This is a genomic window from Streptomyces sp. NBC_01176, from assembly GCF_045039825.1.
Classification (GTDB): Bacteria; Actinomycetota; Actinomycetes; order Streptomycetales; family Streptomycetaceae; genus Streptomyces.
In genome coordinates this window covers 8974710-8989438 of sequence record NZ_CP108600.1, presented here as the reverse complement: position 1 = coordinate 8989438, position 14729 = coordinate 8974710, and the positions used below count along the sequence as shown (strand labels likewise).

The 14729-nt window shown below is 73.3% G+C and carries 14 protein-coding genes; 6 read left to right on the top strand and 8 right to left on the bottom strand.

Annotated features, from left to right (window positions below; genetic code table 11):
• Window positions 1–429: 429 nt before the first annotated feature.
• From OG199_RS39080 to OG199_RS39070, 3 genes are all read left to right on the top strand, one after another.
• Entirely contained in the window at window positions 430–1965 is a 1536-nt protein-coding gene (locus tag OG199_RS39080) for an SDR family oxidoreductase (RefSeq protein WP_356803682.1), read from the top strand.
• A gap of 175 nt (window positions 1966–2140) precedes the next feature.
• The gene (locus OG199_RS39075) at window positions 2141–3514 is read left to right on the top strand and encodes a deoxyribodipyrimidine photo-lyase (protein WP_356803683.1); all 1374 of its coding nucleotides are present in this window, start codon (window positions 2141–2143) and stop codon (window positions 3512–3514) included.
• 161 nt (window positions 3515–3675) lie between these two features.
• Window positions 3676–4398 carry a DUF4142 domain-containing protein gene (locus tag OG199_RS39070; protein ID WP_266696594.1) on the top strand — a complete coding sequence of 241 codons (723 nt, stop codon included), beginning with the start codon at window positions 3676–3678 and terminating at the stop codon, window positions 4396–4398.
• 26 nt (window positions 4399–4424) lie between these two features.
• On the opposite strand, the gene OG199_RS39065 is transcribed toward OG199_RS39070, so the two are convergent.
• Complete coding sequence (locus OG199_RS39065; protein ID WP_405833604.1) at window positions 4425–5453, bottom strand: MerR family transcriptional regulator; 1029 nt, start codon at window positions 5451–5453, stop codon at window positions 4425–4427.
• 418 nt (window positions 5454–5871) lie between these two features.
• Between OG199_RS39065 and OG199_RS39060 the strand changes: the two genes are divergently transcribed.
• Window positions 5872–6456 carry a sigma-70 family RNA polymerase sigma factor gene (locus OG199_RS39060; protein WP_356803689.1) on the top strand — a complete coding sequence of 195 codons (585 nt, stop codon included), beginning with the start codon at window positions 5872–5874 and terminating at the stop codon, window positions 6454–6456.
• Window positions 6453–7223: an anti-sigma factor domain-containing protein gene (locus OG199_RS39055; RefSeq protein WP_405833602.1), complete on the top strand. Its 771-nt coding sequence runs from the start codon at window positions 6453–6455 to the stop codon at window positions 7221–7223. Before OG199_RS39060 ends, OG199_RS39055 begins: the two co-directional genes overlap by 4 nt.
• 190 nt (window positions 7224–7413) lie before the next feature.
• Here the strand turns inward: OG199_RS39055 and OG199_RS39050 are convergent, their stop codons facing one another.
• From OG199_RS39050 to OG199_RS39020, 7 genes are all read right to left on the bottom strand, one after another.
• A complete protein-coding gene (locus OG199_RS39050; protein WP_405833600.1) occupies window positions 7414–8220 on the bottom strand; it encodes a DUF1295 domain-containing protein in 807 nt (268 codons plus the stop codon).
• The gene (locus OG199_RS39045) at window positions 8217–9527 is read right to left on the bottom strand and encodes a class I SAM-dependent methyltransferase (RefSeq protein ID WP_405833598.1); all 1311 of its coding nucleotides are present in this window, start codon (window positions 9525–9527) and stop codon (window positions 8217–8219) included. Before OG199_RS39045 ends, OG199_RS39050 begins: the two co-directional genes overlap by 4 nt.
• A complete protein-coding gene (locus OG199_RS39040; RefSeq protein ID WP_405833597.1) occupies window positions 9524–10792 on the bottom strand; it encodes a class I SAM-dependent methyltransferase in 1269 nt (422 codons plus the stop codon). The genes OG199_RS39045 and OG199_RS39040 overlap by 4 nt, the downstream gene beginning before the upstream one ends.
• On the bottom strand, window positions 10789–11673 hold the full coding sequence (locus OG199_RS39035; RefSeq protein ID WP_405833596.1) for a DUF1365 domain-containing protein: 885 nt from the start codon (window positions 11671–11673) through the stop codon (window positions 10789–10791). Before OG199_RS39035 ends, OG199_RS39040 begins: the two co-directional genes overlap by 4 nt.
• Window positions 11670–12980 (bottom strand): NAD(P)/FAD-dependent oxidoreductase, encoded by a 1311-nt coding sequence (locus tag OG199_RS39030; RefSeq protein WP_405834806.1) that lies wholly within the window; start codon window positions 12978–12980, stop codon window positions 11670–11672. The genes OG199_RS39035 and OG199_RS39030 overlap by 4 nt, the downstream gene beginning before the upstream one ends.
• 568 nt (window positions 12981–13548) lie before the next feature.
• Window positions 13549–13992, bottom strand: a complete 444-nt coding sequence (locus tag OG199_RS39025) for a hydrolase (protein WP_356803697.1) — start codon at window positions 13990–13992, stop codon at window positions 13549–13551.
• Complete coding sequence (locus tag OG199_RS39020; protein ID WP_356803699.1) at window positions 13970–14128, bottom strand: hypothetical protein; 159 nt, start codon at window positions 14126–14128, stop codon at window positions 13970–13972. Before OG199_RS39020 ends, OG199_RS39025 begins: the two co-directional genes overlap by 23 nt.
• A 112-nt stretch (window positions 14129–14240) precedes the next feature.
• Between OG199_RS39020 and OG199_RS39015 the strand changes: the two genes are divergently transcribed.
• A complete protein-coding gene (locus OG199_RS39015; protein ID WP_356803700.1) occupies window positions 14241–14681 on the top strand; it encodes an SPW repeat protein in 441 nt (146 codons plus the stop codon).
• Window positions 14682–14729 lie beyond the last annotated feature (48 nt).

Genomic DNA, 14729 nt, shown 5'->3' with positions numbered 1-14729 from the left:
CGGGTGCGGGCGGGCCGGTCGCAGGTGGCCGCCTCGCACGATGACGCGCTCCTCGACCGGGGGCAGTGGCGCGGGCCCGCGGCCGAGCCGTCCCGGCCACCGGGCGCGCCGCGCGGTGACCTCGGCGAGCGACCGGACATGGGCGCGCGCCGCCGTCCTGGCCTCGGCGACGTGGTGGAGGTGGACCACCCCGCGGTAGGGGCCCTCCCCGACCCGTCGGACGTCCCTCAGGAGCCGGGTCACCCGCTCGGTCGTCACCGTCGTCCCGTCCGGCCACGCGATCAGCCTAGAGAAGTCCGCCGTCCGCCCCCTCGGGGATCCCCGGTCGCCGGAAAGACCCCTTCCGCGCATCCGCCGTCACCGCCCGCGTGGAAGGCATGACGAGGGGAGTACGGAAAGGGGGCCACGCGGCGAACGACGGAGGGACCCATGAGCGAGGACGACACCGGCCTGAGATGTCTGGTGACCGGTGCCACGGGCTACATCGGTGGACGGCTGGTCCCCGAGCTGCTGGCGGAGGGACACCGGGTGCGCTGTCTAGCCCGCTCCCCCGCCAAGCTGCGCGACTACCCGTGGGCGGGCGAGGCGGACGTCGTGCGGGGCGATGTCCTGGACGCCGACTCGGTGGCCGAGGCGATGCGTGACACGGATGTCGCGTACTACCTCGTCCATGCCCTCGGCGCGGGCCACGACTTCGAGGCGACCGACCGCGAGGCGGCGCGGATCTTCGGTGAGCGGGCCCGCGCGGCGGGCGTCCGGCGGATCGTCTACCTGGGCGGGCTCACACCGCCGGGCGTACCGGAGACGGAACTGTCGCCGCACCTCAGGTCCCGCACCGAGGTCGGCCGCATCCTGCTGCACTCCGGCGTGCCGACCACCGTGCTGCGGGCAGCGGTGATCATCGGCTCCGGATCGGCCTCCTTCGAGATGCTGCGCTATCTCACGGAGCGGCTGCCGGTGATGGTGACGCCGAGCTGGGTGCACACCCGCATCCAGCCGATGGGGGTACGGGACGTGCTGCGCACCCTCGTCGGCAGCGCCCGGATGCCCGCGGACGTCAACCGCACCTTCGACATCGGCGGCCCCGAGATCCTGACGTATCTGGAGATGATGCGGCGGTACGCGACCATCGCCGGGCTGCCCCGCAGGCTCATTTTCCCTGTCCCGGTGCTCACCCCCCGGCTGTCCAGTCACTGGGTCGGCCTGGTCACTCCGGTGCCCGCGTCCATCGCGCGCCCGCTCACCGAGTCGCTGCGGCACGAGGTCGTGTGCCACGAGCACGACATCGTCCGGTACGTGCCCGATCCGCCGGGGCGTCCGATCGGCTTCGACGAGGCGGTGTCGCTGGCGCTGCAACGGGTGCGGGACGCGCAGGTCACCACGAGGTGGTCGTCGGCCTCGGTGCCCGGCGCGCCCAGCGATCCGCTCCCCACCGACCCCGACTGGGCGGGCGGCAGCCTCTACACCGACTGTCGCGAGCTGGTCGTGGACGCGCCGCGCGAGGCGTTGTGGAGGGTGGTCGAGGGCATCGGCGGCGACAACGGCTGGTACTCCTTCCCGCTCGCCTGGGCCGTTCGCGGCTGGCTGGACCGTCTGGTGGGCGGTGTCGGTCTGCGGCGCGGGCGGCGCGACGCGACCCGGTTGCGGGCGGGCGACTCGCTCGACTTCTGGCGGGTCGAGGAGATCGAGCCCGGTCATCTGCTGCGGCTGCGCGCGGAGATGCGGCTGCCGGGGCTCGCCTGGCTGGAGATGTACGCCGAGACGGGCGACAACGGCGGGTCCCGCTACCGGCAGCGGGCCGTGTTCCATCCGCACGGGCTACTGGGGCACGCCTACTGGTGGAGCGTGTCGCCGTTCCACGCCGCCGTGTTCGGCGGCATGGCCCGCAACATCGCGAAGGCCGCCGTCAAGCGGGCGGCCGAGAGCACCCCGACGACGGAACCGGAGTCCGCGTCCACTCCCTGACCGCCGACCCCGCGTCCGCTTCCTGACCCCCCGCTCCCGCCGTGTCCGGTTCCCGTCGCTCCGCGCTCCGCGCATCCGTAGGAGCCCCTCGGGCCGAAGCGGGAAGCGCCGTACCCCTCGCGGCGGTGGTCCTCGTACCCGCACCGCCGGTCCAGCCGAATCCCGGAGCCCCGCCATGAACGTCTCGGTCGTCCTGTTCACCTCGGACCTGCGTCTGCACGATCATCCGGCGCTGCGGGCCGCCCACGACGGCTCGGCCGCGCTGGTCCCCCTCTTCGTACGCGACGACGCCGTCGCCGCGGCCGGATTCACGGCGCCCAACCGGATGGCGTTCCTCGCGGACTGTCTGGCGGACCTCGACGCCGGACTGCGCGAGCGGGGCGGGCGGCTGGTGGTGCGCTCCGGCGACGTGACCGCCCAGGTGTGCAAGGTGGTCGCCGAGGCGGAGGCCGACGAGGTGCACATGGCCGCGGGCGTCAGTGCCTTCGCGCGCCGCCGTGAGGACCGGCTGCGCACGGCGCTGGAGGCCGAGGGGTGCCGGCTCCACGTCCACGACACGGTGATCACCGCGCTCGCGCCGGGCGCCGTCACCCCGGCCTCCTCGGACCACTTCGCGGTCTTCACCCCGTACTTCCGGCACTGGTCGCGGCAGTCGCTGCGCGGCGCGGTCTCCCCGCCGCGGGCGATCCGGGTGCCGGACGGTGTCGTCTCGGAGCCGGTTCCCTCCCGTGCGGGCCTGTCCGGGGTGTCCGAAGGACTCGCGCGGGGCGGCGAGACGGAGGCCCGGAGGAGACTCGTCTCCTGGCTGCGGAGCGGGATCGCGACGTACGAGGACCGGCACGACGACCTGCCCGGCGACGCCACCTCCCGGTTCTCCCCGTATCTGCACTTCGGCTCGCTCTCCCCGGTCGAGCTGGTGCACCGGGCCCGTGGCGCGGGCGGTGCGGGCGCCGAGGCCTTCGTACGGCAGCTCGCCTGGCGGGACTTCCACCACCAGGTGCTCGCCGCGCGGCCGGACGCGGCCGTGGCCGACTACCGGACCCGCCACGACCGCTGGCGCTCGGAGACCGAGGCGCGGGAGGACATCGCCGCGTGGAAGGAGGGGCGCACCGGCTATCCGGTGATCGACGCGGCGATGCGCCAACTGCGCCACGAGGGCTGGATGCACAACCGGGGACGCCTGCTGACGGCGAGCTTCCTCACCAAGACGCTGTACGTGGACTGGCGGGTCGGGGCCCGGCACTTCCTGGACCTGCTGGTGGACGGCGATGTCGCCAACAACCAGCTCAACTGGCAGTGGATGGCCGGGACCGGCACGGACACGCGGCCCAACCGGGTCCTCAACCCGGTGATCCAGGCCAGGCGTTACGACCCGGACGGGGTGTACGTCCGGCGGTGGGTGCCCGAACTGGAGGGGATCGCGGGCGCCGCCGTGCACGAGCCGTGGAAGCTGCGGGGCCTGGACCGGGCCGCCTACGATTACCCGGACCCCGTGGTCGAACTGCCGGACGCGCTGGCCCGCTTCAAGAACGCCAGGGGCCGGGGCTGAAGGAAGTCACCAGGGATTTTACTATTCGTAGAGATTTTTTCGTCGAACGCGTGCGTACTGGTGGGCGTCAGAATCATTTCGTCACCGGATCCACTCGCACCGGATTCACATGCGGCACGACGGGGCTCCCGCTCCGCGCTGCCGCCCCGCCAGGAGGCTCGATGCGCATTGCACGGAACGCAGGAACGCTCTTCGTGGCAGGTGCGTTGACCATGACACTCGCCGCGCTCGCGTACCCTGCCGTGATCGGTGTGCAGACCACGTCCAGCGCCCCGAACCGCGTGATCGCCAACACTCCGACGGGCCCGTTGACCGAGGCCGACCGTGACTTCGTCGTCAAGGTGCGGGCGGCGGGACTCTGGGAGTACCCGGTCGGTCAGCTGGCGCTGCAGAAGGGCACCATCCCGGCGGTGAGAACCGCCGGCGACCACCTGATCAAGGGCCACGCCGCGCTGGACGACACCGACCGCAAGGTCGCCGCCACGCTCGGCATCACCATCCCCAACAAGCCGTCCCCGCAGCAGCAGGGCTTCGTCTCGACCCTGAGCGCGGACAGCGGCAAGCAGTTCGACACGGACTTCGCCAACATCCTGCGGCTGACCCATGGAACGATCTTCCTCACCGTCGCGAAGATCAGGTCCACCACCGAGAACTCGTTGGTGCGTCAGCTGGCCGACCAGGCCAACGACACGGTGCTGGACCACATCACGGTGATGGAGAAGACCGGACTGGTCAACTTCGATCAGGTGTTGTTCCAGGAGACCACCCCGCCGAAGCTGCCCGCCGGAAACGTCACGCCGCCCGCACCCGCGCCGGGCGAGCCGACCGTCGTCCTCACCCCGCCCGCCGGGAGCTCCGCGTCCCCCTCACCGACGGTGCGGTGAACCGGGAACGTCGCCCCGGCCCGGGATCAGCTTCCCGGGGCCGGGGCGACGTTGTCGTAGAGGCCCATGAGGGACCCGAGGGCGTCCCGCAGCCCCGGCGGGCGGAGCATCCCGCGCAACGGGCGCCCGGCCCAGCCGGGGCCGCCCAGCACGACGGCGGGATGGTTGCGGGCTCCCTTGACACCCCAGTGGGTGGAGGCCACGTGCCGGGCGAGTGGGACGTCGGCCGTCGAACGGGTCTGGGCCCACAGGACGACGGCCGTCGGGCCCAGCCGCCGTACCGCCGCGGTCAGCGCCTCGGTGGGCACGGCCGCGCCGAACATCCTTGCGGGCAGCCCGAGTTCGGCGAGCCCGGCGTGCAGTGCCTGCAACGGCAGGCTGTGCTCCTCGCCGGGGACGCACGCCAGCACCACGGGCCCCGGACCGGTGGCCGAGGCGTCGGGCCGGGCCGGCTCGGTGGCCCGGTGGAGCGTCCGGGAGATGTGCCAGGACAACAGGTGCTCCACCTCCACGTAACGGTCGCCGGAGGACTCCCACTTGCGGCCCACCGCGTGCAGGGTGGGCACCATCACCTCGTCCCAGGCGACGACCAGGCCGTGCCGTTCGACGAGCGAGGCCAGCTGGTCGTCCATCGCGGGCGCGTCGAGGCGCACGGCGGCGCGCGCGAGGCCCCTGCACTCCTGACGGACGTCACCGAGCGGCAGCGCGCCGGCCGCCTGTGAACGCCGCCGGCCCGGCCGGCCGGCCTCCTCGGACAGGTCGGGGCCGGGAGGGATCCGCTCGACGCCCTTCCGCGCGGTCCTGGCCGCCTCGGCGGGCGGCACCCCCGCGGAGGTCAGACGGCACATCTCCTCGAGCATCGCCACGTCCTGCGGCGTCCAGCGGCGGTGCCGCCCGTCGGAGCGGACCGCGGGACCCACTCCGTACCGCCGGTCCCAGGAGCGCAGGGTGGTGGGCGACACCCCGAGCCGGCGGGCCAGCGCACCCGTGGTGACGCCCGTCCCGGCGGGCCGTGCGGCCGCTTCTGACGGCCCTGTCGGCCGGTCCTCGCCCATGCGGCGACTATACGACGCAGAAACGATGCAAGTTGTCCCGGATGTCCTGCGGTTCACACGATGGGGCCTCGCAGCGCGCCGCACGGAAGGCGCCCCGTGGGGCCCGTCCGCACCGAGGAGTCGTGGTCATGACCGCAGATCCGACCATCACGGGGCGCGCGCATTACGTACGCACCCGCCGCACCGAGTGGGTCGCGGCACCCGGAGCCGGCCCGGCCCGCCCCGGCGACGACGCCGGCTGCCCACGCGGGTCCACGGGTGAGGACCGGCGGAGCCCGCCCGGCTCCGGGACCGGCTCGCCCCCGTCCGCGCACGCGCCCGTCCGCCGCACCGGGGATTCTCCCGCCGTGGGCCAATCCGCGGCCGGACCCGCTCCGGATCAGTCCCGTACCGTTCGCCCAGCTTGGAGGACCACCCTGTGAAGGAAGCCGTGGAAATCGGGAGAAACCCGGCGGCGGAACCTGGTCTGCCGGACCTGATGGCCGACGTCGCCCAAGGCGACCAGGAGGCTTTCGCCGCGGTCTACGACGTCGTGGCGGGGCCGGTGCTCGGCATCGTCCGCAGGGTGCTGCGCGACCTGGCCCAGTCGGAGGAAGTGGCCCAGGAGGTACTGGTCGAGGTCTGGCGGACCGCCGCCCGATACCGGCCCGAGCGCGGATCGGTGATGAACTGGGTGCTCACCCTCGCCCACCAGCGGGCCGTCGACCGGGTGCGCTCGGCCGAGGCCTCGGCGGCCCGTGAGCACAAGGCGGCCCTCCTCGACCGGACGCCCGAGTTCGACGAGGTGACCGAGCAGGTCGAGGCGCGGCTGGAACGGGAACAGGTGCGGCGCTGTCTGCGGACGCTGACGGAACTCCAGCGCCAGTCCGTGACCCTCGCGTACTACCGCGGCCTGACCTACCGGGAGGTGGCGGAGCTGCTGACGCTTCCGCTCGGCACGGTCAAGACCCGGCTGCGCGACGGTCTCATCCGCCTCCGTGACTGCCTGGGGGTCACCGCATGACCACGTCCGACCTCCACACCCTGACGGGCGCGTACGCGCTCCACGCCCTCGACGAGGACGAGCGCGGCCGGTTCGAGCGGCACGCAGCCGACTGCGAGGCCTGCGCCCAGGAGGTCCGTGAGCTGACCGCCACGGCCGCGCGGCTGGGCCTCGCCGAGACGACCGTCGCGGCCCCCGAGTTCAAGGACCGGGTCATGCGGCACATCACCACGGTCCGGCAGGAAGCGCCCCGCACGGCGCCTTCCACGCCCGCCACGCCCCCCGCGCCGGATCTCCGCCGCGCACGCCGTGCCCGCGGCCTGTCGCGCTGGGCCCTGGCCGCGTGTGCGGCCGCCGCGGCGGCGTTCGGCGGCACGGCGGTGTGGCAGCACGAACGGGCACAGGAAGCACAGAATCAGGCGCGGGACGCCGAGCGCCGGACCGCCGACCTGACCGCGGTGCTGGCCGCCCCGGACGCGAAGAGCCGTACCGCGAGACTGGCGGGCGGGGCCGGCGGGACGGTGGTCGTCTCCGCGAGCCGGGACAAGGCCGTCTTCATCTCCTCGGGGATGGCGAAGCCGCCGAGCGGCAAGGTCTACCAGCTGTGGTTCGACGACGCGGGCAGCATGCGCTCCGCCGGTCTGATGGACCCGCAGCGGACCAGCGAGGCGGTCCTGCTGGACGGGAACCTGGCCAAGGCCTCGGGCATGGGCATCACCGTGGAACCGGCCGGCGGCTCGGCCCGGCCGACCTCGGCGCCTCTCGCGCTGCTGAACTTCCCCTCCTGACCGCGACCGGCCGCGCCGTGCCCCCTCCTCAGGACCGGACCGGCCGGGCCGCTTCCCGCGCCGGGCCCCGCGGGAGCGGCCGGGCCGCTCCCTCCGGACCGGACCGGCCCGTCCCTCTCCGGGGACGAGCCGGTCCTCCCGGCGTCGCCACCGGTCCTCCCCCGGCGGACGACGCCGGCACGCGGTCCCGTCAGTCGCGCGACTTCGGCGGCAACGGAAAGAAGCCGCTGGTCCTCGCGGAGTACTCGGCGAACCCCGCTCGCCCCGCCAAGTGCTTCTCCAGCAACGCCTTACCGCTGCCGTTGATCAGCAGATGACTCATCAGCAGCGGCGAGATCACCGACACCGCGGCCGCCGCGCCCGAGTCGCAGGCGAGCAGGAACAGGCCCCACCACACGCAGAAGTCGCCGAAGTAGTTGGGGTGCCGGGTCCAGCTCCACAGACCCCGGTCCATGACCCGGCCGCGGTTGGCGGGATCGGCCTTGAACCGGGCCAGTTGGGCGTCGCCCACCGCCTCGAAGAAGAGTCCGACCGCCCACAGCGCGGCGCCGGCGAGGGTGAGTCCCGTCAGGCCGGCGGGAACGTACTGCGCCGCCTGGACGGGCAGCGACACCAGCCAGACCAGGGCCCCCTGCAGGAGGTAGACCATGCGCAGGGCGTACAGGTGGCGATTGCCGGGCGCCTTGGCGAGCATCGCCTCGTACCTCGGATCCTCGCCGTGGCCACGGCCCCGCCGCGCGATGTGCAGGGCCAGCCGCAACCCCCACACCGAGGTCAGTACGGTCACCAGGATCCGTCGCCCCTCGTCGCCCTCGCCCGCGGAGGCCAGGAAGGACACCACGGCCACCGCGGTGAACCCGATCCCCCACGCGACGTCCACGATCCGGTGGACGCCCTTGCGTACGGCGACCGCGAAGGTGACGAGCATGACGGCGAACCCCGCGGCCGCCGCGAGACCGAGGTTCTGGACGAACCCCGCCCAGGGGAAGCCGCTCATCGCTCGTCCGCCCCCGCGTACCAGTCCCCCGGCACGGCGGGCATACCGCCGCCGCCTCCGGGAGCGGGCCGCACGCTCAGGATCTGGTCGACGCCCATCCGTCCTTCCCGGAAGGCGAGCGCCCCGCCCACCAGGTACAGCCGCCACACCCTGGCCGTCTCCGCTCCCACGAGCCGTACGAAGTCGTCCCAGCGCTCCTCCAGCGTGCGGTGCCAGGCGCCGACCGTACGGACGTAGTGCTCCCGCAGCGACTCCACGGATCGCACCTCCAGCCCCCCGGCCTCCAGCAGGCCGACGGTGTCACCCAGCGGTCTCATGTGCATGTCCGGTGCGATGTACGCCTCGATGAACGCGCCGCCGCCCGGCGCCACCGAGCCCCGCGACATCTGCTGGACGAGGACGCGCCCCCGCGGGCGGACGAACCGGTGGAGGGCGGCGGCGAACGCCGGGTACTCGGCGTCCCCCACGTGTTCGCCCATCTCGATCGCGGCGACGGCCTCGTACGCGCCGCCCGCGATGTCCCGGTAGTCCTGGCAGACCACGTCGACCTGGTGTTCGAGTCCTCGCTCGCGCACCTGATCCCGTACGTACACGGCCTGTTCCCGGGCCAGGGTGACCGCGGTGACCTGGGCCTTGTACCGCTCCGCCGCGTACAGCGTGAGGGAGCCCCAGCCGCAGCCGATGTCCAGCAGCCGGGCGCCCGGGACGAGGCCGAGCTTGCGGCAGATCAGCTCCAGCTTGGCACGCTGGGCGTCGGCGGGACCGAAGTCCGGTTCCTCGCTGGTCCAGTAGCCGCACGAGTAGGCCATGGTCTCGTCGAGGAGCAGGCGGTAGAACCCGTTCGACAGGTCGTAGTGGTGGCTGATGGCGGCGCGGTCCCTGGACCTGCTGTGCAGGCCGCCGCGCAGTCGTGCCTGGGAGGCGGGGGTCGGAGGCCGCGGGCCCACGGCTCCCAGCCGCAACGCGGTGCCGGCGGCGCGGACCCGGTCGGCGGGGGTGAGCCGGGGCGCGTGCAGACTGCGTTCCCGTACGGCACTCCACATGGCGCTCAGGCCCGCCGCGAGGTCGCCCTCGACATCGATCTCCCCGGTGACGTAGGCCTGGGCCAGGCCCAGTTCGCCGGGCTGCCAGAGCAGCCGTCGCAGGGCGCGGCGCGTGCGGACGACGACCACGGGGGCGTCCCGGGGGCCGGTCTCGCTGCCGTCCCACGCGCGCACCCGCAGCGGCAGGGGGCCACCGAGGGCGTCCTCGGTCAGCGCGGCGAGTCGGTGGGCGGCACCGGGGCGGGCGGTGGTCACGGTGATCACGGGGTGGGGTCCTCCTTCGTGAACAGGTACTGCTGGACGTCGAGGTAGCCGGCGCGGAATCCCGCTTCGGAGTAGGCCAGGTAGAAGGTCCACATCCGGCGGAAGGTCGCGTCGAAGCCGAGCCCTTCGACCTCGTCGGCACGCGCGGTGAAGCGTTCGCGCCACAGCCGCAGGGTCTCCGCGTAGTGCGCGCCGAAGGGGTCCCTGCGGGTGGTGCGCAGCCGGGTGTGCTCACGGGTCGCCTGCTCCACGGCCTCCACCGAGGGCAGCAGCCCGCCGGGGAAGACGTACTTCTGGATCCAGGTGAAGGTGTCGCGGCTCGCCAGCATCCGGTCGTGCGGCATGGTGATCGCCTGCAGCGCGACGCGACCGCCGGGGGCGAGCCGCGCGTCGAGCGCCGCGAAGTAGACCGGCCAGAACTCCGCCCCCACCGCCTCCACCATCTCGACGCTCACCACGGCGTCGTACGTGCCCTCGGCCTCGCGGTAGTCGCACAGTCGGATGGAGACCCGGTCGGCCAGACCCGCCTCGCGCACCCGCCGGCGGGCCAGGTCCCGCTGCTCGCGGGAGAGGGTCAGCGAGGTGACACGGGCGCCGCGAGCGGCGGCGCGTATCGCCAACTCGCCCCATCCGGTGCCGATTTCGAGCAGCCGGGTGCCGGCACCGACCTGGGCGAGGTCCAGCAGCCGGTCGATCTTGCGGTGCTGGGCGGCGGCCAGCAGGGGCCATGAGGCGGGGAAGCCGCGGAAGAGGGCCGCCGAGTAGCTGAGGGTCTCGTCGAGGAAGAGGGCGAACAGGTCGTTGGAGAGGTCGTAGTGCCGGCTGATGTTGTCGCGGGCGCCGGTGGGCGTGTTGCGCTGCGCGTCCGGGCGGCGGGGCGCCCACAGGCCGCGCAGCCGCTGGAGCGGTTCCGGGATCAGCCGCGCCGCGTGGTCGGCGAGCACGGTGAGCGCGGCGACCAGGTCCGGCGCGTCCCATTCCCCCGCCATGTAGGACTCGCCGAAGCCGACCAGTCCGTGGGTGCCGATACGGCGGTGGAAGGCCTCCGGATCGTGGATCTCGATCACCGGGCCGCCGGTACCGAGGCGGCTTCCGTCGGCGAACCGTGCCTGCAGGGGCAGGCGTCGCAGTGCCCTGCTCAGCACGGCGCGGGTGATGGCGGTCCGGGCGCGCGAGGCCTCCGGCGGCGTCACCACGTCCGGCCAGCGGGCGGGATCCACGTCCCGGCGCTGCGCGGTGGCGGAGCGGGGCTCGGCTGTCCTCATGTGTCACTCTCCTGGCTTCGGTGGTGTGGGCGGGGCTGGACGGGCAGTCCCCGCAGGTAGAGGCGGATGCCGTGGACGCGGATGGCCGCCGAGACGGCGGCGGTTGACCACGGGTGGCGCAGCGCGGCACGCAGCAGCGTCCCGGCGGTCGCCGCACGGCGGGTCCCGCGCACGGTCGCGGTGAAGGGCCGGTTGCCCGCGCGCTCCAGGCGCACCATGAGGTCGAGGCGGTCGTCCGGGAGGGGGAGCCGCATGCGGTACTCGCCGTCGACGGGGAAGAAGGGCGAGACGTAGAACCGCTTCTCCGTGCGGTGGAGCCGCTTCCCGAACCGGTGGGGCTCCCGCTCGGGCCGTCGGTCCTCGCGCACGGGCGCCTCCGCCCGGCGGCTCGGCGGCTCCGACGACCGGGCGGGCTCCGCGGGCTCGTCGGCCGCGACGGCGCGGTGGTCGTCCCGCTGTTCCCGCGCTGTCCCGCCGTCGTCCGGGAGCAGCAGATAGCAGTGCCGTTCGCCGTACGTGTTGTGCACCTCGGCGACCACGCAGCGCGGTGCGCCGCCGGGGTCGTGGCACCAGTAGAGGGTGAGCGGGTTGAAGACGTGACCGAGGACCCTCGCGTGGGTGAGCATCGTGACCGGGCCGCCGCGCAGATCGATGCCGTGTCCGGCGAGGAAGCGGTCGAGCCCGGCGCGGATGGTCGGCAGGTCCCCGTCGAAGTGGTCACGGGGGTCGAAGCCCGCCAACGGGCGCAGCGGGAGGGGCAGTCGGGGCGGGTGGTCGGGATCCGTCAGCCACATGTACGTGCGGTGGCGCAGCGCGTACCGGGTCGGCGCGGTCCGTACGTGCGAGACCGTGCAGGGATAGAGCGCGGGGGTACCGGTCACCACGTCACCCCGAGGGCCGCGGCGGCCGCCACGCCGGAGCGGCAGCCGTCCTCGTGGAATCCCCAGCCGTGGTAGGCGCCGGCGTACGCGGTCACGGGGCTGTTCAGTTCCGGGAGCCGGGTCTGCGCGGCGACGGACTGCGGTGTGTAGACGGGGTGTTCGTACACCATGCGGGCCAGGACACGGTCCGGGTCGACGCGGTCCTCGCCGCCGAGAGTGACCACGTAGTTCTCGGGTGCGTCGAGGCGCTGGAGCCGGTTCATGTCGTAGCTGACGCGGACCCGGTCCGCGCCGGCGTCGCACGAGGGCAGAAGGTAGTTCCAGGAGGCCCTCGCCGCCCGGGCGCGCGGCAACAGCGCGGTGTCGGTGTGCAGGAGGGTGGTGTTGCGGGAGTAGCGGAAGGCGCCGAGCACCTCCCGCTCCCGCTCGGTGGGGTCGGCCAGCAGCCTCAGTGCCTGGTCGGGATGGACCGCGATCACCACGGAGTCGTACGACGCGGTGGTGCCGTCCGCCGTGGTGACGTCCACGGCGTCGGGATACCGCCGCACGGCGCGGACGGGGGCGGAGGTGTGCACGGCGTCGAGGTGTTTGGCGATCCGGTCGACGTAGGAGCGGGAGCCCCCGCTCACCGTGCGCCAGAGCGGGGAGCCGCCCACGGAGAGCATGCCGTGGTGTTCCAGGAAGCGGAACAGGTGGGCGGCCGGGTAGCGGCCGGCCGTGACGGCGTCGCAGGACCACACCGCCGAGACCAGCGGGGTCGCGAAGTGCCGCACGAAGTACGGCGAGAAGTGCTCCCGGGTCAGGAACTCGCCCAGCGTCAGGCTCCCTTCGCCGCCCGCGGCGAGCAGTCGCCGGGCCGCGCGGTGGAAGGCCGGCACTTCGGTGAGCATCCGGAGGTAGGAGCCGCGCAGGGCGCTTCGCGGGCGGGCGAACAGGCCTGCCGGACCGCGTGCGCCCGCGTACTCGAGGCCGCAGCCCTCGCACCGCACCGACATGCTCATCTCCGACTCCTGGGTGGCGACGCCGAGTTCGTCGAACAGCCTCAGGAGGTTCGGGTAGGTACGGCGGTTGTGCACGATGAAGCCGGAGTCGACGCGGTGCAGTCTTCCGTCGGACGAGGCGAGGTCGTGGGTGTGCGCGTGGCCGCCGAGGCGGTCGTCCGCCTCGTACAGGGCCACCGGTCGTGCGCGGCCCAGCACGTGGGCGGCGGTGAGTCCCGCCACGCCCCCGCCGATGACGGCGGTACGCCGCGCCGGACCGTGCCCTCCGCGCTGCCCGCGCTGTCCGCGCTGTCCGCGGTTCGCCATCTCCTGGTCCGTACCCGAGGCGTCCTCTGACGCTTGCCGCACCATGTCTCCTCCCACCCGGCTCGCCGGTTTCGGCTTCAGAGCTCTCGGCCCTATTCCGAAGCTGCGGCCGTGATGGATTGGCCGGAACGCAGCCTTCCTCCGATCGGGTGAGAGGCCGGTGCCCACAAGGGCGACATGCCTGTTCGGTGAGCAGGGGGGCGAGCGCGCGACGGCCGTACGGAGCGCGTCCGTACGGCTACCGTCGGCCATGGACGGGCGGACTCGCCCTTCGGAACCCTCCCTGCGCGGCATGGAGATCTCGCGGGCCGGCGAGACGGAACCGGCCCGCGTATCGCGAGGCGCGGACCGAGGGGGCGGCGGAGCGGGACCGGACCGCGGGGCGGCGGGGCGACACCGGACCGCGGCGGCGACGGAGCGGGACCGGGCCGCGGGGGCGGCGGAGCGGGACCGGACCGCGGCGGCGACGGAGCGGGACCGGGCCGCGGCGCGGCGGGGCGACACCGGGCCGCGGGGGCGGCGGAGCGCGTCCGGGCCGCGAGGTGGTCGGCGGGCCGGGTTCGGTCCGTCATCCGCCCCCGGGACGCGGCCGCTTGAAGCCGAGCAGCGTGCTGTAGCGCTCGCGCCTCGCGAACTCCCGCAGCGGCCAGATCGCCGGCCGTCCCACCTCGGCGCAGAGATGAAGGACCCGGCCCTCCCCCACGACGACCCCGACATGGGCGCCCCACGCCTCGTCGCCGGGGTTGAAGAGGGCGAGGTCCAGCGGCCGCGACTCCCGTACCCGCTCGGTGAGTACGGTGTCGTCCCACAGGTCGCTCGAGCGCCAGTCGGGCAGACGCGGGCCGAAGTGACGCAGCACTTCGTAGGCGAAGAACTGGCAGTTGGCGCCGTGGGCGAGGCCCGGCCTCTCGGCGACGGACCGGGAACCGGGAAAGCGCCGGCCCACGTACGGAGTGGACCAGATCCGCTCGGGCAGCCGCGCTGTCAGCTCACTCCCACTCTGTTCCCGCACCCGTGACTCCGTCCGTGTACTGGGCCGGCTCCCAGGGCCCCTGCGCGCCGAGGACGTCCGCCATGTCGCCGTGCGGGCGTGCCGATTCCCTCGGCCGCGCATGGTCGCCGAGCCGCAGCGGCTTGTCCACTTCCACGAAAACCACCTCTACACATAAAGAGAAAATAAGCGCACAATAGGTGCAAACGGCGCTTACCGCACACCGCATCAGAAGCGGTCAGGCCTGCCGAGAGCGAAGGAGTGGACTCATGGCCGACGTCTCGCACCCCAGAAACGACATCACGACCCACCCGGACGTGTCCGAAATGCGGGACCGGTATGCCCGCGTGGCGGGTGGCCGCGACGTGGCGCTCGTCGACGCACCCGTGTTCCTGCTCGGTCTGTACTGCGCCGTGTCCCCTTGGATACTCCACTACACGACGAGTCAGCCCGCCCTGATGACCCACAACCTCGTTCTGGGCATCGCGATTGCCGTGCTGGCACTCGGATTCACCGTCACACCGGAGAGGATGTACGGCCTGAGCTGGGCCATCTGCGCGATGGGTGTGTGGATGATCATCTCGCCGTGGGTGGTCGGCACCGGCCCGGACACCGGCGTGGTGCTCAACAACATCATCATCGGCGCGCTGGCCGTGGTGCTGGGGGCGCTGTGCGCGTTCACGGCGGCGAAGAGCACTTCCCGGGCGTAGGCCCGACCTTCACTCCCGGATGCCGGCCCGTCGAAGGGAAGGGACGGG

Coding starts and splice junctions, on each gene's coding strand:
- OG199_RS39030 (WP_405834806.1), bottom strand. CDS start 12,980: ATGGCGAACCGCGGACAGCGCGGACAGCGCGGGCAGCGCGGAGGGCAC.
- OG199_RS39080 (WP_356803682.1), top strand. CDS start 430: ATGAGCGAGGACGACACCGGCCTGAGATGTCTGGTGACCGGTGCCACG.
- OG199_RS39075 (WP_356803683.1), top strand. CDS start 2,141: ATGAACGTCTCGGTCGTCCTGTTCACCTCGGACCTGCGTCTGCACGAT.
- OG199_RS39050 (WP_405833600.1), bottom strand. CDS start 8,220: ATGAGCGGCTTCCCCTGGGCGGGGTTCGTCCAGAACCTCGGTCTCGCG.
- OG199_RS39040 (WP_405833597.1), bottom strand. CDS start 10,792: ATGAGGACAGCCGAGCCCCGCTCCGCCACCGCGCAGCGCCGGGACGTG.
- OG199_RS39070 (WP_266696594.1), top strand. CDS start 3,676: ATGCGCATTGCACGGAACGCAGGAACGCTCTTCGTGGCAGGTGCGTTG.
- OG199_RS39015 (WP_356803700.1), top strand. CDS start 14,241: ATGGCCGACGTCTCGCACCCCAGAAACGACATCACGACCCACCCGGAC.
- OG199_RS39055 (WP_405833602.1), top strand. CDS start 6,453: ATGACCACGTCCGACCTCCACACCCTGACGGGCGCGTACGCGCTCCAC.
- OG199_RS39065 (WP_405833604.1), bottom strand. CDS start 5,453: ATGGGCGAGGACCGGCCGACAGGGCCGTCAGAAGCGGCCGCACGGCCC.